At 62.8% G+C, this 20145-nt stretch carries 22 protein-coding genes and 1 pseudogene; 9 read left to right on the top strand and 14 right to left on the bottom strand.

Going from position 1 to position 20145, the window contains the following annotated elements; translation table 11 throughout:
• Positions 1-36 precede the first annotated feature (36 nt).
• Positions 37-792, top strand: coding sequence for a Mut7-C RNAse domain-containing protein (locus B0G74_RS20955; protein WP_132376665.1), 756 nt, complete (start codon positions 37-39; stop codon positions 790-792).
• 135 nt (positions 793-927) lie between these two features.
• Complete coding sequence (locus B0G74_RS20950; protein ID WP_012434605.1) at positions 928-1206, top strand: hypothetical protein; 279 nt, start codon at positions 928-930, stop codon at positions 1204-1206.
• Positions 1207-1360: 154 nt separating this feature from the next.
• Here the strand turns inward: B0G74_RS20950 and B0G74_RS20945 are convergent, their stop codons facing one another.
• Together B0G74_RS20945 and B0G74_RS20940 are read right to left on the bottom strand one after the other, a co-directional pair.
• Positions 1361-1570 carry a hypothetical protein gene (locus tag B0G74_RS20945; RefSeq protein ID WP_132376664.1) on the bottom strand — a complete coding sequence of 70 codons (210 nt, stop codon included), beginning with the start codon at positions 1568-1570 and terminating at the stop codon, positions 1361-1363.
• Between the two features lie 225 nt (positions 1571-1795).
• The gene (locus B0G74_RS20940) at positions 1796-2548 is read right to left on the bottom strand and encodes an IclR family transcriptional regulator C-terminal domain-containing protein (RefSeq protein WP_132376663.1); all 753 of its coding nucleotides are present in this window, start codon (positions 2546-2548) and stop codon (positions 1796-1798) included.
• 393 nt (positions 2549-2941) lie between these two features.
• Between B0G74_RS20940 and B0G74_RS20935 the strand changes: the two are divergent.
• Together B0G74_RS20935 and B0G74_RS20930 are read left to right on the top strand one after the other, a co-directional pair.
• Positions 2942-3537: pseudogene (locus tag B0G74_RS20935) on the top strand (ATP-binding protein); the annotation flags it as partial.
• Between the two features lie 67 nt (positions 3538-3604).
• Positions 3605-4537 carry a DMT family transporter gene (locus B0G74_RS20930; protein WP_132376662.1) on the top strand — a complete coding sequence of 311 codons (933 nt, stop codon included), beginning with the start codon at positions 3605-3607 and terminating at the stop codon, positions 4535-4537.
• 84 nt (positions 4538-4621) lie between these two features.
• On the opposite strand, the gene B0G74_RS20925 is transcribed toward B0G74_RS20930, so the two are convergent.
• From B0G74_RS20925 to B0G74_RS20900, 5 genes are all read right to left on the bottom strand, one after another.
• On the bottom strand, positions 4622-4873 hold the full coding sequence (locus tag B0G74_RS20925; protein ID WP_132376661.1) for a hypothetical protein: 252 nt from the start codon (positions 4871-4873) through the stop codon (positions 4622-4624).
• A gap of 780 nt (positions 4874-5653) precedes the next feature.
• Positions 5654-6340 carry a DUF2242 domain-containing protein gene (locus tag B0G74_RS20915; RefSeq protein WP_132376659.1) on the bottom strand — a complete coding sequence of 229 codons (687 nt, stop codon included), beginning with the start codon at positions 6338-6340 and terminating at the stop codon, positions 5654-5656.
• Between the two features lie 156 nt (positions 6341-6496).
• Complete coding sequence (locus B0G74_RS20910) at positions 6497-7150, bottom strand: transglycosylase SLT domain-containing protein (protein WP_132376658.1); 654 nt, start codon at positions 7148-7150, stop codon at positions 6497-6499.
• Positions 7151-7265: 115 nt separating this feature from the next.
• A complete protein-coding gene (locus B0G74_RS46720) occupies positions 7266-7634 on the bottom strand; it encodes a hypothetical protein (RefSeq protein WP_243658239.1) in 369 nt (122 codons plus the stop codon).
• A gap of 465 nt (positions 7635-8099) precedes the next feature.
• Positions 8100-9065: a YafY family protein gene (locus B0G74_RS20900; protein WP_132376657.1), complete on the bottom strand. Its 966-nt coding sequence runs from the start codon at positions 9063-9065 to the stop codon at positions 8100-8102.
• Between the two features lie 134 nt (positions 9066-9199).
• Here B0G74_RS20900 and B0G74_RS20895 point away from each other — a divergent pair, with 134 nt between their 5' ends.
• The 3 genes from B0G74_RS20895 to B0G74_RS20885 all read left to right on the top strand — a co-directional run bounded on the left by B0G74_RS20895 (position 9200) and on the right by B0G74_RS20885 (position 10962).
• Positions 9200-9847: a glutathione S-transferase family protein gene (locus tag B0G74_RS20895; RefSeq protein ID WP_132376656.1), complete on the top strand. Its 648-nt coding sequence runs from the start codon at positions 9200-9202 to the stop codon at positions 9845-9847.
• A 178-nt stretch (positions 9848-10025) separates the two neighbouring features.
• Positions 10026-10286: a DUF6723 family protein gene (locus tag B0G74_RS20890; protein ID WP_132376655.1), complete on the top strand. Its 261-nt coding sequence runs from the start codon at positions 10026-10028 to the stop codon at positions 10284-10286.
• Between the two features lie 133 nt (positions 10287-10419).
• The gene (locus B0G74_RS20885; RefSeq protein WP_243658238.1) at positions 10420-10962 is read left to right on the top strand and encodes a copper-binding protein; all 543 of its coding nucleotides are present in this window, start codon (positions 10420-10422) and stop codon (positions 10960-10962) included.
• A 97-nt stretch (positions 10963-11059) separates the two neighbouring features.
• Here B0G74_RS20885 and glmS read toward each other — a convergent pair whose 3' ends face one another.
• From glmS to B0G74_RS20860, 5 genes are all read right to left on the bottom strand, one after another.
• Positions 11060-12877 (bottom strand): glutamine--fructose-6-phosphate transaminase (isomerizing), encoded by a 1818-nt coding sequence (gene glmS, locus B0G74_RS20880; RefSeq protein WP_132376653.1) that lies wholly within the window; start codon positions 12875-12877, stop codon positions 11060-11062.
• Positions 12878-12943: 66 nt separating this feature from the next.
• A complete protein-coding gene (gene glmU, locus B0G74_RS20875) occupies positions 12944-14305 on the bottom strand; it encodes a bifunctional UDP-N-acetylglucosamine diphosphorylase/glucosamine-1-phosphate N-acetyltransferase GlmU (RefSeq protein WP_132376652.1) in 1362 nt (453 codons plus the stop codon).
• Positions 14306-14431: 126 nt separating this feature from the next.
• Positions 14432-15442, bottom strand: a complete 1011-nt coding sequence (ttcA, locus tag B0G74_RS20870; RefSeq protein ID WP_132376651.1) for a tRNA 2-thiocytidine(32) synthetase TtcA — start codon at positions 15440-15442, stop codon at positions 14432-14434.
• 3 nt (positions 15443-15445) lie between these two features.
• Positions 15446-15841 carry a dihydroneopterin aldolase gene (locus B0G74_RS20865; protein ID WP_012434647.1) on the bottom strand — a complete coding sequence of 132 codons (396 nt, stop codon included), beginning with the start codon at positions 15839-15841 and terminating at the stop codon, positions 15446-15448.
• Between the two features lie 90 nt (positions 15842-15931).
• Positions 15932-16750 carry an SDR family oxidoreductase gene (locus tag B0G74_RS20860; protein ID WP_132376650.1) on the bottom strand — a complete coding sequence of 273 codons (819 nt, stop codon included), beginning with the start codon at positions 16748-16750 and terminating at the stop codon, positions 15932-15934.
• Positions 16751-16763: 13 nt separating this feature from the next.
• Between B0G74_RS20860 and B0G74_RS20855 the strand changes: the two genes are divergently transcribed.
• Together B0G74_RS20855 and B0G74_RS20850 are read left to right on the top strand one after the other, a co-directional pair.
• Positions 16764-17954 carry an SAM-dependent methyltransferase gene (locus B0G74_RS20855; protein WP_132376649.1) on the top strand — a complete coding sequence of 397 codons (1191 nt, stop codon included), beginning with the start codon at positions 16764-16766 and terminating at the stop codon, positions 17952-17954.
• A 22-nt stretch (positions 17955-17976) separates the two neighbouring features.
• Entirely contained in the window at positions 17977-18171 is a 195-nt protein-coding gene (locus B0G74_RS20850; RefSeq protein WP_132376648.1) for a DUF2905 domain-containing protein, read from the top strand.
• Positions 18172-18238: 67 nt separating this feature from the next.
• Here the strand turns inward: B0G74_RS20850 and B0G74_RS20845 are convergent, their stop codons facing one another.
• Entirely contained in the window at positions 18239-19471 is a 1233-nt protein-coding gene (locus B0G74_RS20845; RefSeq protein WP_132376647.1) for a multifunctional CCA addition/repair protein, read from the bottom strand.
• Entirely contained in the window at positions 19468-20121 is a 654-nt protein-coding gene (locus B0G74_RS20840; protein ID WP_132376646.1) for a glutathione S-transferase family protein, read from the bottom strand. The genes B0G74_RS20845 and B0G74_RS20840 overlap by 4 nt, the downstream gene beginning before the upstream one ends.
• Positions 20122-20145 lie beyond the last annotated feature (24 nt).

The following is a 20145-nucleotide window of genomic DNA, read 5'->3' as shown; positions in this document are numbered from 1 at the left end:
ACAGCGCGCAAAGAAACACGGTGCGATACTGCGGTGATGGTGACCGCGACATTCCGCTTCTACGAGGAGCTGAACGATTTTCTCGCCCGGCCGCTGCGCCGGCGCGCGTTCAGCTACGCCTGCGCGCCGGGCGCCACCGCGAAGCACATGATCGAAGCGCTCGGCGTGCCGCATACCGAGGTCGAGCTGATTCTGGTCAACGGCGAGTCGGTCGGTTTCAATCATCCCCTCGCGGACGGCGACCGCATCGCCATCTATCCGAAGTTTGAAGCGCTCGACATCCAGCCGCTCCTGCGCGTGCGCGAACGGCCGCTGCGCGTGGTGCGTTTCATCGCCGACGCGCATCTGGGCGGCCTCGCGCCACTTCTACGGCTAGCGGGCTTCGATACGCTGTACGACAACCACTTTCCCGATGCCGACATCGAAGCGCTCGCCGCCGAGCAGCAGCGCATCGTCCTGACACGCGACCGCGAGCTGTTGAAACGCCGCAGCATCACGCATGGCTGCTACGTCCGCACGCTCAGGCCGCGCGAACAATTGCGCGAAGTATTTGAACGGCTCGATCTGGCGGGCAGCGCGCAACCGTTCCGCTTGTGTCTGATGTGCAATGTGCCGCTGCGGCGCATCCCCAAAGAGGAAGTCGGCACGCGCGCGCCCGACGGTGTGCTGGAACGGCATGCCCAGTTCGTCACCTGCGACGTGTGCCGCCGCGTGTTCTGGGAAGGCACGCATTGGCAAAGAATGCGCGCACTGATGGACAGCGTGGCTGCCGCGCCGGGCCGGTCCGAGTGAGTTTCGATTCAGAGTCATCCCGGTTCGCATTGCACGTGGCAAACCACGTGCGCGGAAGCTGAACGCCATGCGTTCGCGCGACGCTCGGCGCGATGCGTACAATGCGGGATTACTTATCTGGCAGAGGCCTTCCGTATGGCGATGAAAAAAACCGACCTTGAAAAGAACAAGGCACTCAAGCTGAACAACGCAATGAAGCTGTCGACCGCCGACCGTTTCGGCAAAGCCGCCGCAGCCGAGCCGAAGCTCGATCGTCGCGAACAGCGCAAGCTCGACCAGGCGCAGGGCCTCGTCGCGTTTGCCTGCAAGCTGAACGGTGATCTGGTGACCGAACTGAAAGAGCGCGCCGCGACCCATCCCGAAGGGATGACCGGTTTGCTCAACGAAGTCATCAAGCGCGGCCTTGCCGGCTAATCGCCGCAAAAAACCCGCCTCGAATGCAAAAAGGCCAGAGCTCGTGCTCTGGCCTTTTTGCTTGCGACGCTTTCATCCGAATCGCGCTGCACTAGCCGGCTAGCGGCGCCGTGCAGTCGACCGGCGAAGCTGGCCCGAAGGATCGGGCGACAGCTTAGTTTTGCGTGCCCTTGTCGTTCGTGCCAGCTGCCGAAGCAGCTGCCGAAACCGGAGCGCGCTTACCGTGCGTCGTCAGCTTCTTGACGTGATGCTTCTTCGGCGCGCTTGCTGCAGCAGCCGGCGCTGCGTCCGACGCTTGTGCGAAAGCTTGAACAGAAACCAGCGCGATCGAAGCGGCTGCGAGCGAGACGATAACTTTTTTCATGTGTTGTTCCCCAAACCTGGACGACTGAGTCAATGTGAATGAATAAGCTGCACGGTGAAGCAGACAGGGCTTGAGGCGCCTTCCCGCTCCCCGCGGGAGAGTATTACCCAGTGTAGGCGGTTTGTCATGCCCAAAACTCGATATGTATTTTCCGGGAGACAGCTTTGCTTTCGACCCGCTTTCACTCGTTAAGCATCCCGTACCAGGGGATTCACCTAGACCGTGTCAAACGAGGTTGCGCAGCAGGCTGGCGTTCTCCAAAAGGGTCGGCAACACCCGGTGCAGCGCGGCATTGGCCGACTCCTGCCCGATCGGCATGCTGACGCTGATCGCCGCCACGACCGAACCATGCCGGTCGCGCAACGGCACCGCGACGCCGCGCACGCCCAACTCCAGTTGCTGATCCGTGACCACGTAGCCGTTGCGGCGAATTTCGCCCAGCACTTCGCGCAACTGTTCGATCGTCGAGTAGGTGTGGGGCGTGAACACCTTGATCGGATACGACGCCAGCCACTGCTCGATGTTCTCCGGCGCCTGGAACGCCAGCAGGACCAGTCCCGCCGACGACAACGGCGCGGGCGCGCGCGAGCCGAGCACGAAACCGACCGCCATTGCCCGGTTCACGCCGTTGCGCGCCACGTACACCACATCGTGTTCGTCGAGGATCGCGACCAACGCGGTTTCCTGCACGGTCGCGGTAATGCGCTGGAGGAACGGCTGCACGGTGCGCGGCAAGCGCGCCGAATCCAGATACGACTGGCCGAGCCGCAAGACACGCGGCGCCAGCCAGAACAGCTTGCCGTCGGTATCCACGTAGCCGAGTTCACGCAGCGTCAGCAGATAACGGCGCGCCGCCGTGCGCGACAGACCCGCGCGGCCGGCGACCATGGTGGGCGTCATGCGCGCGTGCTCTTCGTCGAATGCTTCGATGATCGCCAGCGCTTTCGCGGCGCCGGCGATCCAGTCTTTCTCGTCCATTGCGTTTGCCTGAAAATCGGCCGGTCGTTGGGTCAGTCGTGTCCGAGGTCCGTGGCCGACTGGCGCGATTATCGCGCGAGTCGGCTAGAGAACGAACCGCCATGAGCGGATTCAATCATTTGAGGTCTCAGCGCATCTGCTCGGCGACGCGGTGTGACTCGGCGCACTGCCGATATCAGGCTCTCCCGCCAGCCCTTGAACCGCAGTTTGTCATGCGGCGATCCCGAGTACCTTGAGAAGACGTCGAAGCGGCATGCCGACATTTCGGATTCCCGATCGACGTACCTCAATAGCGCGATCAATAGCGATAAGTCAGTGCCGTAATCGCGAAGTAGTTATTCTTCGACTGCGCGATCAGGCTGTTCGCCGAAGCGCCGAGAAGCCGCGTCATGCCGCCAACTCGCGCTGCGCAAAGACGTGCGCGAACTCGATGAACTGGTCACCGAATTGCTGACCTTGAGCCGTCTGGAACAAGGTGCGGGACATCTGGTGCTGATGCGCGTGTCGGTGGATGAACTGCTCGATAGCGTGGCCGCGAGCATGTGCAACGATGTCGTCGCCCGCTCGCTGACGCTTTCGGTTTCCACGGGCGGGCGGCGGTTGCGCAGGCGCCCACGTATCATGTCTGCGATCCCAAGCTGGTCGCGCGTGCGCTGCTGAATCTGATCCGCAACAGCACACGCTATGCAAAGCGGGCGATTTCGCTGGGCGCGGAAGTCGATGGGACGGGCGCGCTGGTGCTGACCGTCGACGATGACGGTCCTGGCATTCCGCTCGCCGATCATGACCGTGTGTTCGAGCCGTTTCATCGACCTGATTCGAGCCGTGACCGGCATACCGGCGGGTACGGCCTCGGCCTTGCGATCGTGCGGCGTGTGGCACTGGTCCATGACGGCGACGTGCGGCTCGAGTCGGCCGCCTCAGGCGGCGCACGCTTCGTGATGACGCTGCCGGCGTTGAGGTTGCCGGCCAACGCGACCGTTAGCTAACCAGCGCCGCGCCTCTGTCGGACCACCAGCAACTTGTCACACAACAACCGAATTAGACAGACCACCTTTGAAAAACGAAACCCGCCAACACCTGCGCGCCAATGTCCTGATGCTGATCGCCGCGATGATCTGGGGCTCCGCGTTCGTCGCGCAACGCTTGAGTCTCGACGCGATCGGACCGTTCCTGTTCACCGGCCTGCGCTTCCTGCTAGGCGCGCTGGTCGTGCTGACGCTGATCGTTTGCGTGCGGCGCTCCGCGCTGGCCGAACTGTCAAAGCGCGAACCCGGCGGCGCACGCGAGCTGCTCGGCGCCGGCGCGCTGCTCGGCGTGGTCCTGGCCGCCTCGATTTCATTGCAGCAGATCGGCCTGCAATACACGAAGGTCGCCAACGCGGGTTTCATCAGTTCGCTGTACGTAGTGATCGTGCCGCTGCTGGGCGTGCTATTCAAACATCGCACGGGGATCGGCACATGGCTCGGTGCGGCGCTCGCGGCCGTCGGCATGTATTTCCTGAGTGTCAACGAGCACTTTTCGATGCTGTATGGCGACTGGTATCAGCTCGCCGGCGCGCTCGTGATCTCCATTCAGATGATGCTGGTCGGGCGTTTCGCGCTGCGCCACGACACGCTGATGCTCGCGCTCGTGCAGTTCGTGACGTGCGGACTCGCCTGCCTTGTTGTCGGTCTCGCCGTCGAACCGTTCAGCCTCGCGGTGATTGCGCTCGCCGCGCCGACCATACTGTACGGCGGAGCGCTGTCAGTCGGTATCGCTTACACGATTCAGGTGGTCGCGCAAAAACACGCGGCGCCGTCGCACGCGGCGGTGATCTTCAGCATGGAAGGTGTGTTCGCCGCGCTTGCGGCCTGGCTCGTGCTAGGCGAAACGCTGACGGCGCGCGCGCTGTTCGGATGCGCGCTGATGCTCGCGGGTTTGATCGTGTGTCAGGTGATGCCGGCGTGGCAACGCGGACGTGAACGCGTGACTCGCGCGTCGTCTTGAGGATGCAGCCAGCCACCCCATTCGACGCCAAAGCGTGCGAGATATTTGCGCAGTCGTTCGGCGTCGTTGGGTTGCTTGCTGCCCTCAGGCCGCCCGCGGATGCGCAAACAAAGCGGGCGTATCGGCGGTTGGCGGAAACACGCACCAGCAGCCGTCGTCGTGACGAAAGAAGAACAACCCGCGCGAGCCCCTCTCGAGCGAAGTCTCGACGCGCACATAACGCCGCCCTCCGAGGCGAGTGCGGCTGAATTCGGTGACGTGAACCGGCGCCGAAGGCTCCGGAGCGAGCCATTTCTCAACCAGAAACCGCAGCGACTGTTCGCTTGCCGTTCTCATGATCCGCTCCGGGCCGGCTTGTTCTGATGCGCGTCGCGCGTGGCGTCGCTATTCTCGTCGCTGTCGGCGAGGTCCGCTTCGTGTTCAGCGGATGCGTGCGCGATGGCCCGGTTGGTGGCTGCCGCCCGCAGCGTGCTGCAACGGGTGGCATGTCGGATATCCGAGAGAAGACGGACAAGCTGTCGAGCTGTTCTGCGTTTCATTCCACACCCCCCGCACTGCACCAATAACCTCAGAAAACACTTTAACTCTATGCCTGGATCGGGCGTTGCCGAAATGGTTTTGACTAAATAGCAACAGTTGCGCTTGCAAAAAGAGAGACGCAATCTTTGTACCGTCCGTCTTCAATGTGCGCGTCTGGCAGGCAGCGGTCTGTACGGTGGCGAGCGCTTGGGTAACTTGAAAAACTTGCCCGGCAACGGTTGGAGAAACGACTGCGAACGCGAGTTATCCACAATTCCCTATGAATAACTTCGGGATAGCGCATGGAACAGCCTGTGTGCGGAATCTTGATAAGACGGCGCGTCAGGCAAGCCCCGTCAAAGTTATCCCGGTTTGGTAGTTTTTCTACAGACGTGTTCCGCAGGGTTATCGAGTTTGCATGGCGTTGATGTGACGGAACATTCGGGAGTTATCCACAGAAGGGGTTAACCCTTGTTAACTATTACTACATATATATACGTATGAAGTAAAAGACATTGGATAAGTAATGCGTCGCGATGAGATTGGAGGCTGATCAGGTCTTGACCAGCCTCGACACCGCGAACGCCCGCGGACGGGTCAGGGCGCTACGCCGACTCCGCTCGCCGGCTGCACGGACGCCGCCTTGCCGATGGCATCGGGCATCTCGGCAACGGGCACTGGAGCCGTCGCTTCGACTGGCACCGGCAGCAGGCGCGTCTCGATGCGGTTATTGGCGACCGGCTGCGTGCGCACCACCGTCTGCAGATAATGATCGACGAGCCCGAAGAAGCGGTCGTAGAACTTGCCCGACGGAATGGTCTCGCTCGAAATCTTGACCATTGCATCGCTGTTCGAACGGATCGGCAATGACAGCGACCCCAGCACGCTCAGTCCGACGCTTGCCGACGTGTCGCTTTTCTTCAGCGCAAAGCCGTTCTGCACCGCGTTGACATAGACCATGCTGGTATCGCTCGCTTCTTCTCCCGGCGTACAGACCACGTGAAATTCGACGACCACGTGCGTGTCGCCCGTCGGCTGGAAGTTCTTGGTGCCGTCGACGGTATCGTTGCGGGTCATCGTCGTCAGATAGCCCTGGCTCAAGAGCGCCCGGCGCGCGGCCTCACAGCTATCCGTGGTGCTCGAATTGAAATTGCGTGCGTACGGGCTCGCGCCGGTTTCGAACAATTCCTGCTGGAATTTCGGCTGCGGCGTGCTGCTACAGGCGGCTAGGGTCAGCAGGCCGGCAAACGCGGCGGCTGTGGATCTGGAAAACGAGGTCAACATGGTCGATCGGAAGAGACGCTGCGTCAGCGCGAATGGGAATGCATTGTAGAGCGGTTGCCCACTGTGCGTAAAAAGGGCGCAACGTGGCGTCGTACGGGACGTGACAATGCATGACCGCGGCTGCGACGCTGCGGCAGGAAAAGAGACGAATGGCGCTTAGTGTGACGTCGCGGGAAGTCCCGTCGCCGACGTCGCCGCGCCGTTCAATCCGGCGGCATTGACGGCCGGGACGGTGAACGCATCGGCCCAGTTGCCCGGTGCCGCGCAACGGTCAGACGCAGGCCGTGCCGCGCACATGCCGGCCCGCACGTCCGATTGCTGTGCAGCGTCTTGCGACGGCGCGACCGCTGCGAAGTCTCCGACGCGCAAGCTCACCTTCTGCGCGTAAGCTTGCGATCCGCCGTAGCTCTTGAGCGCGGCGTTCATGTCGCCGTTGGCCGAACGCATGTAGCCGTACAGAATCGCCGAGCCCACTTCGATATTCGCGGTTGGCTCGGTCAGGTCCTTGACGTTCCTCAGCAGTCCGCGATGGGCGCCGGGCACGACCTGCATCAGCCCGGTCGCGCCGTTGGCGCCCTTGGCCTTTTCCTTGAAGCGGGATTCGATCGAGATGATCGCCAGCAGGAGCGCCGGCGGGAGGGAATATTTCGAGGCGGCCGATTGCACCGCGTCGGAAATCTTTTGAGCCTTTTCCTTTGCCAGACCGAATTTTTGCGTCAGGTACGCGGACATTCGGTCGGTGTTTTCGTCGGCCGTCGCGGTCTGCATCAGGCCGAGCGAAAGCACCATCAGGCAAAGTAACCGGCTCATAGCGGAGGACGGGAAAGAAAAGGGAATCCGGCCATTATAGCTCTGCCCCCAAATTAGACCCAGAATGAGCCGAAATTCGTCTGAAGCATCGTGGCTGGTGGGCTTTTTTCGCATGTCAGTGTGACGGCTTCGGCTTCAGCACATAGTCGTCGTTCAACGTCACCAGGAAAACGGCGACGTCGTCGATATCGCGCTCCGACCAGACCGGATGCTCGCCGGCTTTGCGTGTGAGCGGTTCGTCGGTCGTGTCGACGTTGACGCGCAGCGCGGCCGGAAAATCGTTGGATTTGTCGACCTTGCGTCGCCCGCAAATCTGGATTGCGTGGCACGCTGAGCGCATGAAGTTGAAATCCGTGAATAGCGGATGAGAGCCGTCGACGCCCACCTGATCGATATGGCAGGTGGCGGAATTGCCGCCCGCCGGATTGTCGACCAGTTTTTTCCCTCTCAACTCTTGTGCCGTTAGTTGCAATTTATTGTCCAAGTAGTAGTCGGACTTGCTTCTGTGCGGATCAAATCTCGGATCTTCGAACTCGAACCGTTCGATCGCATACATGGCGCGCGTGAAGGCCTTGGCGCGGTCAACTAAGATGTTCTGACCGAACACTTTTTGAAGCGCGCCGCGTACGGCGTCCGCTCCAGTTTCGCGAGCACGGCCGCAGGATCCTTGTCGGCCCGTTCGGATTGAACAGCGAGAAACTCGCCTGATCGTGCGGACGGCTAAAAGCGGCCATCACAACCGACACCGCCCACCGGGCGCGTTTCCCGTTTCGCTCAGACGCTCGGTCATGCTCGCCGCCTGCGCGTGACTCCGCATCGGCGTGCGGTTCAGCACGTAGCGCAGGCCCGGCACGGCGCGCTTGCCTTGCGAACGCATGTGCCACCCTACCCAACTGTGCCGCGACGCCGTTGGGCGGCCCGTACACGTGCGACGGACACTCTCACGCCGTCATTCCGCGTAACGTCGATGCAACGCCGCCGCGACTTCCGACATGCGCGCGCGCAACTCAGGCGGCGCCAGCACCTCGGCCTCGGTGCCGAAGCGCAGCAATTCCGCGCACGCCTGTCTTACGGAACCGACCGGCAGCGTCACGGTGCGCCAGCCATCGATGGGATCCGGCTCGCCAATGATCGCCGCCGACCGTGCGAACGGCGACACGAAGATTTCGAGCATCCGCATGCCCCAAGGCGACAGACGCAGCGTCGCTTCGCTCGCATGCATTTCTTCGGAGAGACGCTGCGTGCTGTCCTGCCAGTAGGCGGCGAGATCGAATGCGGGCGGCCGCTCGAACGTCTCGTCCAGCAAGCTCAATTCGAGAATGCGTGAAATTCGGTAGATGCGCACGTCCGGCGCGACGCGCCCGACCACATACCACGCGCCGCTTTTCAGCACGATGCCGAGCGGTTCGATCCGGCGAAACTTCTCCGCTTTCCAGCTCTGATAGCGAATCTCCAGCGGATGCTGCTCCCACACCGCACGCGCGATCGACGGCAGATAAGCGGGCTCGTCCGCGTCCGAAAACCACGCTGGCGCATCGAGATGAAAACGCGAGCGCATGCGCTCCGCGGTCGAGCGCAATTCGACCGGCAGCGCGGCCAGCAACTTGGTCTGCGCGCCGGCCATCACCGCGCCCAGGCCGAGCGCCTGCATCGGTCCCGGCAGGCCACCGAGAAACAGCGACTCCGCTTCCTGCGAGGACAAGCCGTTCAGCCGCGTGCGGTAGCCGTCGAGCAGGCGATAGCCGCCTTCCGACCCGCGCTCGCTATGAACCGGGACGCCTGCAGCGCTAAGGGCGTCGATATCGCGATAGATCGTGCGCAGAGAAACCGCGCAGTCGTCGGCGAGCGACTGCGCTGTGACGCGGCCACGCGCCTGCAGCGTCATCAGGATGGAAAGAAGGCGGCTCGCTCTCATGCGGACAAGTGTAGTGATACCTGACACAAACTGACAGGTATGGACGCTTAGGATGAACGCATCCCCCCGGCGCTTCGTTGCTGCCTCAAAGCCGGTTTTTTCGTCCACCACGCACATTCGGGAAGGCTCAAGCCATGACCACAGACCGCACGATCACCCTGTTCCACTCGCCGCAATGCCGCTCCGTCAGCGCGCTCACGCTGCTGGAAGAGCTCGGCGCGCCGTACCAGTTGAAGGTGCTGAACATGAAAGCCGGCGAGCAGCGCAAAGCGCCCTATCTCGCCATCAATCCGCTCGGTAAAGTGCCGGCGATTCTCCACGGCGACGCGCTGGTCACCGAACAGGTCGCCATCTTCATCTATCTGGCGGACCTCTTTCCTGAAGCCGGTCTCGCGCCGGCGCTCGATGATCCGTCGCGCGGGCCGTATCTGCGCTGGCTGGTGTACTACGCAGCTTGCTACGAACCGGCGCTGGTCGACAAAGCAATGAAGCGTGAACCCGCTCCGCCCTCCACTTCGCCCTACGGCGATTTCGATTCGATGCTCGCAACGGTAACGAGTCAGTTGCAGGCCGCGCCTTATTTGCTCGGGGACACGATGTCGGCGGCGGATATTTTGTGGGGCATCGCCTTGCATTGGGGAATGATGTTCAAGCTGGTGCCCGACACGCCGGCCTTGCTTGAGTATGTCGAACGCATCTGCTCGCGGCCGAGCTTCGTGGGCGTGAACGAGCGGGACGTCGCGCTGGCGGCCGAGCACGCGGCGGCGGTCAAAGACGCTTGAAGATGGCGGCGAGCGGCCGTGTTGCCGGCCACCGCTCGGCGCGGCTGTTGGCTCGCCGGTTGAATCGGTCCGGATTTGAGACAATGAAGCCCGCCGGCGAATATCCTCCCCGGACAACCGGGTGTAGGCTTGGCATTCGTGCCGGTGCCGGCCCATCGAACAAGAGATGTTTTCAGGTATGAGCAAGACCGCATTCATTCCCAGCGTCCCCGCGACGTCGGAGGACGATTTTGAAATTTCGGCCACGTCGAAGCTGGCCGGCTATCGGCGTTTCTTCGGCGTGTTGAAAGTGGTTCGAACCACCGACGGACGCGTGCTGTTTCCGTTCGACGGCGCGCCCGAACTCGGGCCGTACGCGACCAAGCTCGAAGCGGTCGCGGCGGCGCAGGTGTACGGCGAACATATCGTCATCAGCGATCTGGCGCGGCCGGAGTTGTAAGCGCGAGTGCGTGGCCGGTTTTGCGTTGGCCGCCTGCGTTGACCGTTGGTGGCGATCACTTCGGGAGCTGCGAATGACCTGTGCGCGCAAAGTGGGATCATCGGCCGCTGTCATGTGGCGTGCGGCCTCTCTCGTGAGCGTGCTCGCTGCGACGCTCTGTCAATCGAGCTTCGCGCAGGATGCCGACGCCCCCGCCGGACAACAGGCGCTCGGACGCGCCGAAGTGATTCACGCGCAAGTCCGCGTGGTCGCAATCAATACCGTCACGAATAGCGTCACGCTGCGTGGTCCGCGCGGCAATCTCGCTGACGTGGACGTCAATCCTGCCCTCGCCGATGTCAGCCGGCTCAAGATCGGCGACAAGCTCAACGTTGCGTATCAGCAGGCGCTGCTGGTCAACATTGACAAGCTCGCGACCAAGGGTGTGCGAGAACGCGTGGAGACGACCGCGGCGATACCGGCTTCGGCGGGCTACGCGTCGTCGGCGCATAGCGTGAAAGTGGTCGCGACGGTGATGAAGATCGACCGCAGGACCCGCATGGTCACGCTGCGTGGCCCGAAGCATCAGCAGGTGCTCAGGGCCGCAAAGGGGATTTCGCTCGATCGGTTGAAAGTCGGCGATAGCGTGCGCGCGGAGTTTGTTTCGGCGGCGGCGGTGGAGTTGGTGAGGGAGTGAGGATGAGGTTCGTGGGACGCCGACCGTAGGCGCGAAAAAAAGCCACCTGTGAACGACAGGTGGCTTTTTTCCAGCAATAGAGCAAGCAACAGCTACCTCACTCCACTGTCACCGACTTCGCCAGATTCCGCGGCTTGTCCACATCCGTACCTCGCGCACACGCCGTGTGATACGCCAGCAACTGCAGCGGCACCACATGCAAGATCGGCGACAACAAACCGTAGTGCTCCGGCATCCGGATCACATGCAAACCTTCGTCGTTAACGATCTTCGTATCCGCATCGGCGAACACATACAGCTCACCGCCGCGCGCGCGCACTTCCTGAATATTCGACTTCAGCTTTTCCAGCAGCGCGTCGTTCGGCGCCACCGTCACCACCGGCATCGCCTCCGTCACGAGCGCGAGCGGCCCATGCTTCAACTCGCCAGCCGGATAAGCCTCGGCGTGAATATACGAAATCTCCTTGAGCTTCAGCGCGCCTTCGAGTGCGATCGGGTAGTGCAAGCCACGCCCGAGGAACAGCGCATGTTCCTTGCGCGAAAACTCTTCCGACCACGCGATGATCTGCGGCTCCAGCGCCAGCACGCTATTCAATGCCGCCGGCAAGTGGCGCAGTTGCTTCAGGTACACCGCTTCCTGCTGTTCACTCACACGGCCACGCATCTTGCCCAGCGTCGCCGCCAGCACGAATAGCGCAACCAGTTGCGTCGTGAATGCCTTGGTCGATGCCACGCCGATCTCGCGGCCCGCGTGCGTCAGGAACGAGAACTCCGTCTGGCGCACCATCGCGCTCGTACCGACGTTGCAGACCGCCAGCGTATGTTTGTGGCCGAGTTCCTGCGCGTGCTTGAGCGCCGCGAGCGTGTCCGCCGTTTCGCCCGACTGCGAGATCACCACCACCAGCGACTTCGGATTCGGCACCGACTCACGGTAGCGATACTCGCTGGCGATTTCCACCTGAGTCGGAATCTTGGCGATCGATTCGAGCCAGTACTTCGCGGTCAGCCCCGAGTAGTAGCTGGTGCCGCACGCAAGGATCAGCAGGCTGTCGATCTCCGCGAACACCTTCTCCGCACCCTCGCCGAACAGCGAGGCATCGAACGAATCGGCTTGCGGGATCGTGTCGGTGATCGCGCGCGGCTGCTCGAAGATTTCCTTCTGCATGAAGTGGCGATACGGGCCGAGTTCGACCGCGCCGCCATACGCCGCCACTTGGCGCACTTCGCGCTGCGCTTCATTGCCGTCGCGATCGGCAATGCGCACACCTTCGAGCGACAGTTCGCAGACATCGCCTTCTTCGAGGAAGATGAACCGCTCGGTGCTGCCCGCGAGCGCCAACGCGTCCGAAGCGAGGAAGTTCTCGCCGTTGCCGAGCCCGACCACCAGCGGCGAACCCTGCCGCGCGCCGACCACCGTATGCGGCTGATCCTTATGCAACACGGCGATCGCATACGCGCCGTGCAATTGCCCGACGGCTTCACGCACCGCCGCGAACAGATCGCCGTGGTACAGGCTGTGAATCAGATGCGCGATAACCTCTGTGTCGGTCTGCGAGACGAACGTGTAACCCTTGCCGCGCAACATTTCGCGCAGCGTTTCGTAGTTCTCGATGATGCCGTTGTGTACCAACGCAAGCGCATCTTTCGAGAAGATCGGGTGCGCGTTGTCCGTAACCGGCGCGCCGTGCGTCGCCCAACGCGTATGGGCGATACCCGTGATGCCTTCGAGATGACTCTCGCGCACCTGTTCGTCGAGATCGGCCACCCGCGCCACGCTGCGCGCGCGGCGCGGACCGTCTGCGCCAAGCACGGCCACGCCGCACGAATCGTAGCCGCGATACTCGAGGCGACGCAGTCCTTCGATGAGGACGGGAACGATATTACGTTGCGCTACCGCGCCGACAATGCCACACATGGCTCATTCCTTTTCAGTGCTAGTGCTGCGTTTCAGGGAGCGCGCGTTGAGCGCGCGTCATGACCATCAGCTCTTTTTCTTGGTCGGGCGCACGTAGCCCGTTTTGCTCGTTTGCGTCTTGTCGTTCAGGACCAGCGCGTCGGCTTCAACGTCCTTCCAGACCGTGGTGCCCGCCGCGATCGTCACGCCGCGCTTCACGCGCACCGGCGCAACCAGTTGCGTATCCGAACCGACGAAAACGTCGTCTTCGATGATCGTGCGGAATTTGTTCGCGCCGTCGTAGTTGCACGTGATGGTGCCCGCGCCGATGTTCACACGCGCGCCGATATCCGCGTCGCCGATATACGTGAGGTGATTCGCTTTCGAACCGTGGCCGAGCACCGCGTTCTTCACCTCGACGAAGTTGCCGACATGCGACTCGTCGTGCAGCGACGCGCCGGGACGCAACCGCGCATACGGTCCGAGCACGACATTCGCGCCGACTTCGGCGCCTTCGATGTGCGTGAACGCGTCGACGCGCGTACCGGCGCCGATGTTCGCATCGCGGATGACGCAGTTCGGCCCGATGGTGACGTTCTCAGCCAGCGTCACGCGGCCTTCGAACACGCAATTCACGTCGATCGACACATCGCGGCCGCATTCGAGCGTGCCACGCACATCCAGCCGCGCCGGATCGGCGAGCGTCACGCCCGCGACCAGCAGCGCATCCGCCACGTTGTGCTGATGAATCCGCTCGAGTTCGGCAAGCTGCTGCTTGCTGTTCACGCCGAGCGTTTCCCACTCGTCGTCCGGCTGCGTGGTGACGACTTCAAGGCCTGCTTCGATCGCCATCTCGACCGCGTCGGTCAGATAGAACTCGCCTTGTGCATTGTCGTTCTTCAGCGCGGCAAGCCAGCCGCCCAGACGCTCGGTCGGCGCGACGATGATGCCGGTGTTGATCTCGGCGATCTCGAGTTGCTCGGGCGTCGCGTCTTTCTGCTCGACGATGCGCGCCACTTTGCCTTGCGCATCACGCACGATGCGGCCATAGCCGCTCGGGTCCGCGAGCGTGACAGTGAGCACGCCGTAGCCGCCCTGCCCCGCACACTCGGTCAGCGCCTGCAGTGTGCTGGCGCGCGTGAGCGGCACGTCGCCGTATAGCACCAGCGTAGGCGCGGACGGATCGAGCAGCGGCAACGCCTGCTGCACCGCGTGGCCCGTGCCGAGCTGCTGTTCCTGCACGGCGAACTGCACGTCCGGCGCGGCGACGGCCTTGCGCACGGCTTCGGCGCCGTGGCCGATCACCACCACGAGATGCGTGGGTTTGAGCGTGCGAGCCGTGTCGATGACGTGAGCGAGGAGCGGCCGGCCAGCCAGGGGATGAAGCACCTTGGGAAGCGCGGACCGCATGCGCTTGCCGGTGCCTGCCGCCAAAATCACAATGTTCATGGCACGGCAAATAGACGAGTTTGGAGGCGTCGATTCTAACACGCACCCTCTAGCGAAAAAGGCCGCTGTGGCGGCCTTGATGCGTACTGCAGTGTGCGGAAACGCCCATACCACGGGCGTTTTTCGTCAAAGCTCGTCGAACTGGACGATGGAGATCGATTTTGTTGCGCTGGGCATTGCGCCGTCGCCGGCATCGGTCGAACACGGCTCCTCGTCGAAGGCGATATCGCCTTGCGGATCGGCCTCGCCGGTCGCACGCAGGCCCGCGAACGGGAACAGCTTGTGATCCATCAAATGCGAGGGCACGACGTTCGACAATGCATTGAACATGTTTTCGATGCGACCCGGGAAACGCTTCTCCCAATCGCGAACCAGCGCCTTCATTTCCGCGCGCTTCAGATTCGGCTGGCTGCCACACAAGTTGCACGGAATGATCGGAAATTCGCGCAGCTCGGCGTACTTCTCCAGATCGGTTTCCTTCACGTAGGCGAGCGGGCGGATCACGATATTCTTGCCGTCGTCGGATTGCAGCTTGGGTGGCATGCCCTTCAGCTTGCCGCCGTAGAACATGTTCAGCAGCAGCGTTTGCAGAATGTCGTCGCGATGATGGCCGAGCGCGATCTTGGTCGCGCCGAGCTCGCCGGCGACGCGGTAAAGAATGCCGCGCCGCAGCCGCGAGCACAGCGAACAGGTGGTCTTGCCTTCCGGTACCAGCCGCTTGACGATGCTGTACGTATCCTGATTCTCGATGTGAAACGGAATGTCGAGCTGCTTCAGATATTCGGGCAACACGTGCTCGGGAAAACCGGGCTGCTTCTGGTCCAGATTCACCGCGACGATATCGAAGTTGATCGGCGCGCGCTCGCGCAGCCGCATCAGAATTTCGAGCATCGCGTAGCTGTCCTTGCCGCCCGACAGACACACCATGACCTTGTCACCGTCCTCGATCATGTTGAAGTCGCCGATCGCCTGGCCGACCTGGCGCGCGAGCCGCTTGAACAGCTTGTTGTTCTCGTACGCTTCCTTCTGTTCGCGGCGCGTGAGCGGCGACTTGGCGCGCGAGGCGGCTTGCGTGGCCTCGGTTGCGGCAGCGGCTTCGGCGGTTGCGGCGCCGTTCAGGATCTCCGGAGCATTCATGGCTCAATCCTCTTTGATGCGGAAGACTTCGACGCCCACCGCGTCGCAGTCAGGATAAACGTCCGGCTTTTCCGTCGACACACGCGCGGCTCGCACTTGCGGATGCTCGAGCATGGTCTTGACGAGGTCGTCGCAGAGCGTTTCCTGCAAATGGATGTGGCCTTGCTCGACGCGTCGCGAAATGGTCGAGCGCATGAAGTCATAGTCGACGACTTCGTTCAGCTTGTCCTGAACCGGCGTGGACAGCGCGAGCGGCACGAACAGTTCGACGTTGATCACGACGCGCTGTTCGCCGCGCTTTTCGAAGTCGTGCACGCCGATGTTGATGTGCACTTCGTAATTGCGCAGAAAAAGCCGGCGGCAATCGGCGAGCCGGGGATGCGAAAGAGCGGCAAACATGTTCGTTCCAGTCGAAAAAAGCGTGCGGAGCACGCAAAGGGGCGCTTCACAGCGCGGCGGCCGCCGCTACAACGGCTGGCCGCGCGCGCTTCAGGCGCCCGTCAAAAACATAACGTCGCGCGGCAGCGGCACGAGGTGCTGCCCGCCGTCGACCACCAGCGTCGTTCCGGTGACGCCCGCTGCATCCGCGAGATACAGCGCGGCGGCGACAATATCCTCGGCCCGCGACGCGCGGCCCAAGGGCGTAGTACGGTGAGCGGCCGCGAAACCGTCCGTCGTTTGATCGCCGGACTGCATCGTCAGACCGGGTGCGAGCCCGACCACGCGCACTTTCGGCGCCAACGCCTGCGCCAGCGCGACCGTGGCTGTCTGCAACGCCGCCTTGGTCAGCGTGTACGACAGATAGTCCGGGTTCATGTTGTACAGCTTCTGATCCAGCACGTTGATGACGACGCTGCGCAGGCTTTCGTCCGTGCGCGCGGCTTCCGGCGTCGCCTCGAACAGCCTGCGCGCCAGCACCAGCGGCGCGCCGACGTTCATCGCGGTCAGTTTCAGCAGCAAGTCGTAACTGACGGTCTGCGCCGTGTCCTCTTCGAAGCGCGACGCATTGTTGACGATACACGACGGCCGGCCCAAGGCGTCGATACAAGCCGGCAAAAGCCGCTCGACCTGGGCCTCGTCGCCCAGTTCTGCCTGCAAAGCGACTGCCCGGCGGCCCAAGGCGGTGATTTCAGCGACCAGTTCGTCGGCCTGTTCCCGCGACGCGCCGTAGTGGACGGCCACGTCCCAGCCACGCGCGGCAAAGCCGAGCGCGAGCGCCCGCCCGATACGGCGGGCGGCGCCGGTAATCAGCACGACGCGCGGCGTTTCGGGCGCGCGGGCGGCGGCGGTGTCCAGAGAGGCGGTCATTTACAATGCGGGGATGAATCCGAAAGCTCACCAACCCGATAGTTTACCTGCTCCCGGCCCGAGCGCGCTTGCGCAGTCCGAAGCGCTGGTCGCGCAGATCCGAACGGAGCTCGACGCCGCCGGCGGCTGGCTGCCGTTTGACCGCTACATGGAACGTGCGCTGTATGCGCCAAGGCTCGGCTACTACAGCGGCGGGGCCCGCAAATTCGGGCTGCGCGGCGACGACGGCAGCGACTTCGTCACCGCTCCGGAACTGTCGCCGCTGTTTGCCGCGACGCTGGCCCGCCCGGTTGCGGAAGCCTTGCAGGCGAGCGGCACGCGCGACGTGATGGAATTCGGGGCCGGCACGGGCAAACTCGCCGCCGGCTTGCTCAACGCGCTCGACGCTTTGGATGCGGAATTCGACAGCTATTCGATCGTGGATCTGTCGGGCGAGCTCCGCGAGCGCCAACGCGAGACGATCGAGGCCGCTGCGCCCGCGCTCGCGGCCAAAGTGCGCTGGCTGGATGCTTTGCCGGAGCGCTTTGAAGGCGTGGTAATCGGTAACGAGGTGCTGGACGCGATGCCGGTGCGCTTGTTCGCCTTCACCGGCGGCGCGTGGCTCGAGCGCGGCGTGGTATGGCGCGACGACGCGTTCGCCTTCGACGATCGGCCTGTGTCCGCCGCTGCGGACCTCGCGCTGCTGTCGGAAATCGAAACCGCCGGCGAAGACTACGTGACCGAAACGCACGAAGCCGCGAGCGCCTTCACACGCACGATCTGCACGATGCTCGCACGCGGCGCGGCTTTCTTCATCGACTATGGCTTTCCGCGCCACGAGTATTACCATACGCAGCGTGCGCAAGGCACGTTGATGTGCCACTACCGGCACCGGGCGCACGGCGATCCTTTCCTCTATCCGGGCTTGCAGGACATCACGGCCCACGTGGAATTCACTGGCATCGCCGAAGCCGGCGTCGAGACGGGCGCGGACTTGCTGGGCTTTACGTCGCAAGCGCGGTTTCTGCTGAATGCCGGGATTACCGAGGCATTATCCGGAATCGATCCTACGGACACGGCGAGATATCTGCCTGCGGCGAATGCGGTGCAGAAGTTGTTGTCGGAGGCGGAGATGGGCGAGCTATTCAAGGTGATCGCGTTTTCGCGCGGACTGGATGACACGCTGCAAGCGTTTTCCAGTGGCGACCGGTCGCATACGCTATGAAGTTTTGCTTCAGGAATTGGCCATGATCCGCTGGCTGTTGACTACGTTTATCGCGGTGGCGGTGTTGTCGTCTTGCTGGCCGTGGCTTAGGAAGATTGGCATTGGGCGCCTGCCGGGCGATGTGACTTTGCGGATCTTTGGGCGGGAGTACCCGTTTCCGTTTATGTCGACGTTGGTGTTGTCGATGGTGCTTTCGCTTCTGGCCAGATTGCTCTAGTTTGCCGTTGACGGCAGCGGCAAAGAAGCAGGCTCCAAGCCGCCGCCCAAGACGTCAAAAAACAAACTTAGCCGATCGCCGCTTCCACAGCCCTGACCCGCTCCTGATGCACGGCATCCTTGATCCCAGCGGGCGCATCGACAAGCCGCTTAGCCACAGCACCGGCATCCACGCCACGCGCAGCGACCAGCGCGACTCTCAACCGCTCAGCCTGCGGATAATCCCGCATCTCAAACCCAAGCCGCCCGCGAGCATCCGCCTCGCACGCCTGCAAGGCTTCGGCGAAGCGCGCGGGTTTGCGGATCGCATCGCTACGTTCAAGCAGCCTCACCAGCGCCGCGGCCCCCATCTCCATCACACGATGAATATTGCCGTGCTCACGCGCAACCAGCACCGCGAGATCGCGGCAATCGTTCGGCACCCGCAGCCGCTCGCATAACGGCTTCAACAGATCCACGCTGCGGCCCTCGTGGCCGATATGCCGCGGCAGCACGTCTTCGGGCGTAGTCGCCTTGCCGAGGTCATGGGCCAGCGCGGCGAACCGAACCGGCAACGCATAGCCCTGCTGCGCGGCATGATCGATCACCATCATCACGTGCACGCCCGTGTCCACTTCCGGGTGATAGTCGGCGCGTTGCGGCACGCCGAACAGCGCGTCGATTTCCGGCAGAATCCGCGCCAACGCGCCGCAGTCCCGCAGCACCTCAAACATGCGCGACGGCTTCTTCTCCATCAAGCCGCGCGACACTTCCTGCCACACGCGTTCGGCCACCAGCGCGTCCACTTCGCCGTCGGCCACCATCTTGCGCATGAGCGTCAGCGTCTCCGGCGCGACCGTGAAATCCACAAAGCGCGCCGCAAACCGCGCGATCCGCAAAATCCGCACGGGGTCTTCGAGAAACGCATCGCTGACGTGGCGAAACAGACGCGCCTGCAAATCACCCTGGCCGTTGAACGGGTCGATCACCGGGCCGGTCAACTCGCCGTCCGGACGCACCTCGCGCGCCATGGCGTTAATGGTCAGATCGCGGCGCGCCAGGTCTTCTTCGAGCGTGACGTCCGGCGCATAGAAGAACTGGAAGCCGTGATAGCCGGCCGCCGTCTTGCGCTCCGTGCGCGCGAGCGCGTATTCCTCGTGCGTCTGCGGATGCAGGAACACCGGAAAATCTTTGCCCACCGGACGGTAGCCTTGCGCCACCATCTGCTCCGGCGTCGCGCCGACCACCACGTAATCACGGTCCTGCACCGGGACGCCCAGCAACTCGTCGCGGATCGCGCCGCCTACTGCGTAGATGTTCATGGGCAGTCGTCTTGATACGGAACCGTGTGCGTTTCGCTCAGCGAGTCGTCGATCCACGCTTTCACCGCCGGCAGTTCCGTCACGCGCCGCACATAAGCTTGGGATACTTCCGACAGCGCCGGCTGCCACGTGTTAAAGCGCATCACGACCGGCGCGTACATCGCGTCGGCAATGCTGAATTCACCGAACAAAAACGGGCCGCCGTAGGTGTCGAGACAGTCGCGCCAGATTGCCTCGATACGCGCGATATCAGCCAACGCGCCCGGTGTCGCGTTCTTGCCCGGGAACGACGCGCGAATGTTCATCCACATGTTCGAACGCAGTTCGCCGAAGCCCGAATGCATTTCCGCGCTCACGCTGCGCGCGCGGCTGCGCGCGGCCGCGTTGCGCGGCCAGAGCGCATGTTGAGGAAATCGCTCAGCCAGCGTTTCGGCGATCGCCAGCGAATCCCAGGTGGCCGAACCGTCGTCGTTGACCAGACATGGGATCTTGCCCGAACCCGACGGCGCAAGTGCCAGCACTCTCGCATTGGTGTCCGGCTGATTCAGGTGGATCAGCACTTCTTCGAACGGAATGCCGAAGTGTCTGAATAGCAGCCACGGCCGCATCGACCATGATGAGTAATTCTTGTCACCAATAAGCAGCTTCATGCTTTGTATAAGGAATGAGAGAAA

Origin of the sequence: Paraburkholderia sp. BL9I2N2, assembly GCF_004339745.1 — a bacterium.
Taxonomy (GTDB): Bacteria; Pseudomonadota; Gammaproteobacteria; order Burkholderiales; family Burkholderiaceae; genus Paraburkholderia.
This window is presented reverse-complemented; position numbering and strand designations above follow the sequence as displayed.

Excerpts from the sequence above, each read along its gene's own strand:
- B0G74_RS20955 (WP_132376665.1), top strand. The coding sequence starts at position 37 with ATGGTGACCGCGACATTCCGCTTCTACGAGGAGCTGAACGATTTTCTC.
- B0G74_RS20950 (WP_012434605.1), top strand. The coding sequence starts at position 928 with ATGGCGATGAAAAAAACCGACCTTGAAAAGAACAAGGCACTCAAGCTG.
- B0G74_RS20945 (WP_132376664.1), bottom strand. The coding sequence starts at position 1,570 with ATGAAAAAAGTTATCGTCTCGCTCGCAGCCGCTTCGATCGCGCTGGTT.
- B0G74_RS20940 (WP_132376663.1), bottom strand. The coding sequence starts at position 2,548 with ATGGACGAGAAAGACTGGATCGCCGGCGCCGCGAAAGCGCTGGCGATC.
- B0G74_RS20925 (WP_132376661.1), bottom strand. The coding sequence starts at position 4,873 with ATGAGAACGGCAAGCGAACAGTCGCTGCGGTTTCTGGTTGAGAAATGG.
- B0G74_RS20915 (WP_132376659.1), bottom strand. The coding sequence starts at position 6,340 with ATGTTGACCTCGTTTTCCAGATCCACAGCCGCCGCGTTTGCCGGCCTG.
- B0G74_RS20910 (WP_132376658.1), bottom strand. The coding sequence starts at position 7,150 with ATGAGCCGGTTACTTTGCCTGATGGTGCTTTCGCTCGGCCTGATGCAG.
- B0G74_RS20900 (WP_132376657.1), bottom strand. The coding sequence starts at position 9,065 with ATGAGAGCGAGCCGCCTTCTTTCCATCCTGATGACGCTGCAGGCGCGT.
- B0G74_RS20895 (WP_132376656.1), top strand. The coding sequence starts at position 9,200 with ATGACCACAGACCGCACGATCACCCTGTTCCACTCGCCGCAATGCCGC.
- B0G74_RS20890 (WP_132376655.1), top strand. The coding sequence starts at position 10,026 with ATGAGCAAGACCGCATTCATTCCCAGCGTCCCCGCGACGTCGGAGGAC.
- glmS (WP_132376653.1), bottom strand. The coding sequence starts at position 12,877 with ATGTGTGGCATTGTCGGCGCGGTAGCGCAACGTAATATCGTTCCCGTC.
- glmU (WP_132376652.1), bottom strand. The coding sequence starts at position 14,305 with ATGAACATTGTGATTTTGGCGGCAGGCACCGGCAAGCGCATGCGGTCC.
- ttcA (WP_132376651.1), bottom strand. The coding sequence starts at position 15,442 with ATGAATGCTCCGGAGATCCTGAACGGCGCCGCAACCGCCGAAGCCGCT.
- B0G74_RS20865 (WP_012434647.1), bottom strand. The coding sequence starts at position 15,841 with ATGTTTGCCGCTCTTTCGCATCCCCGGCTCGCCGATTGCCGCCGGCTT.
- B0G74_RS20860 (WP_132376650.1), bottom strand. The coding sequence starts at position 16,750 with ATGACCGCCTCTCTGGACACCGCCGCCGCCCGCGCGCCCGAAACGCCG.
- B0G74_RS20855 (WP_132376649.1), top strand. The coding sequence starts at position 16,764 with ATGAATCCGAAAGCTCACCAACCCGATAGTTTACCTGCTCCCGGCCCG.
- B0G74_RS20850 (WP_132376648.1), top strand. The coding sequence starts at position 17,977 with ATGATCCGCTGGCTGTTGACTACGTTTATCGCGGTGGCGGTGTTGTCG.
- B0G74_RS20845 (WP_132376647.1), bottom strand. The coding sequence starts at position 19,471 with ATGAACATCTACGCAGTAGGCGGCGCGATCCGCGACGAGTTGCTGGGC.
- B0G74_RS20840 (WP_132376646.1), bottom strand. The coding sequence starts at position 20,121 with ATGAAGCTGCTTATTGGTGACAAGAATTACTCATCATGGTCGATGCGG.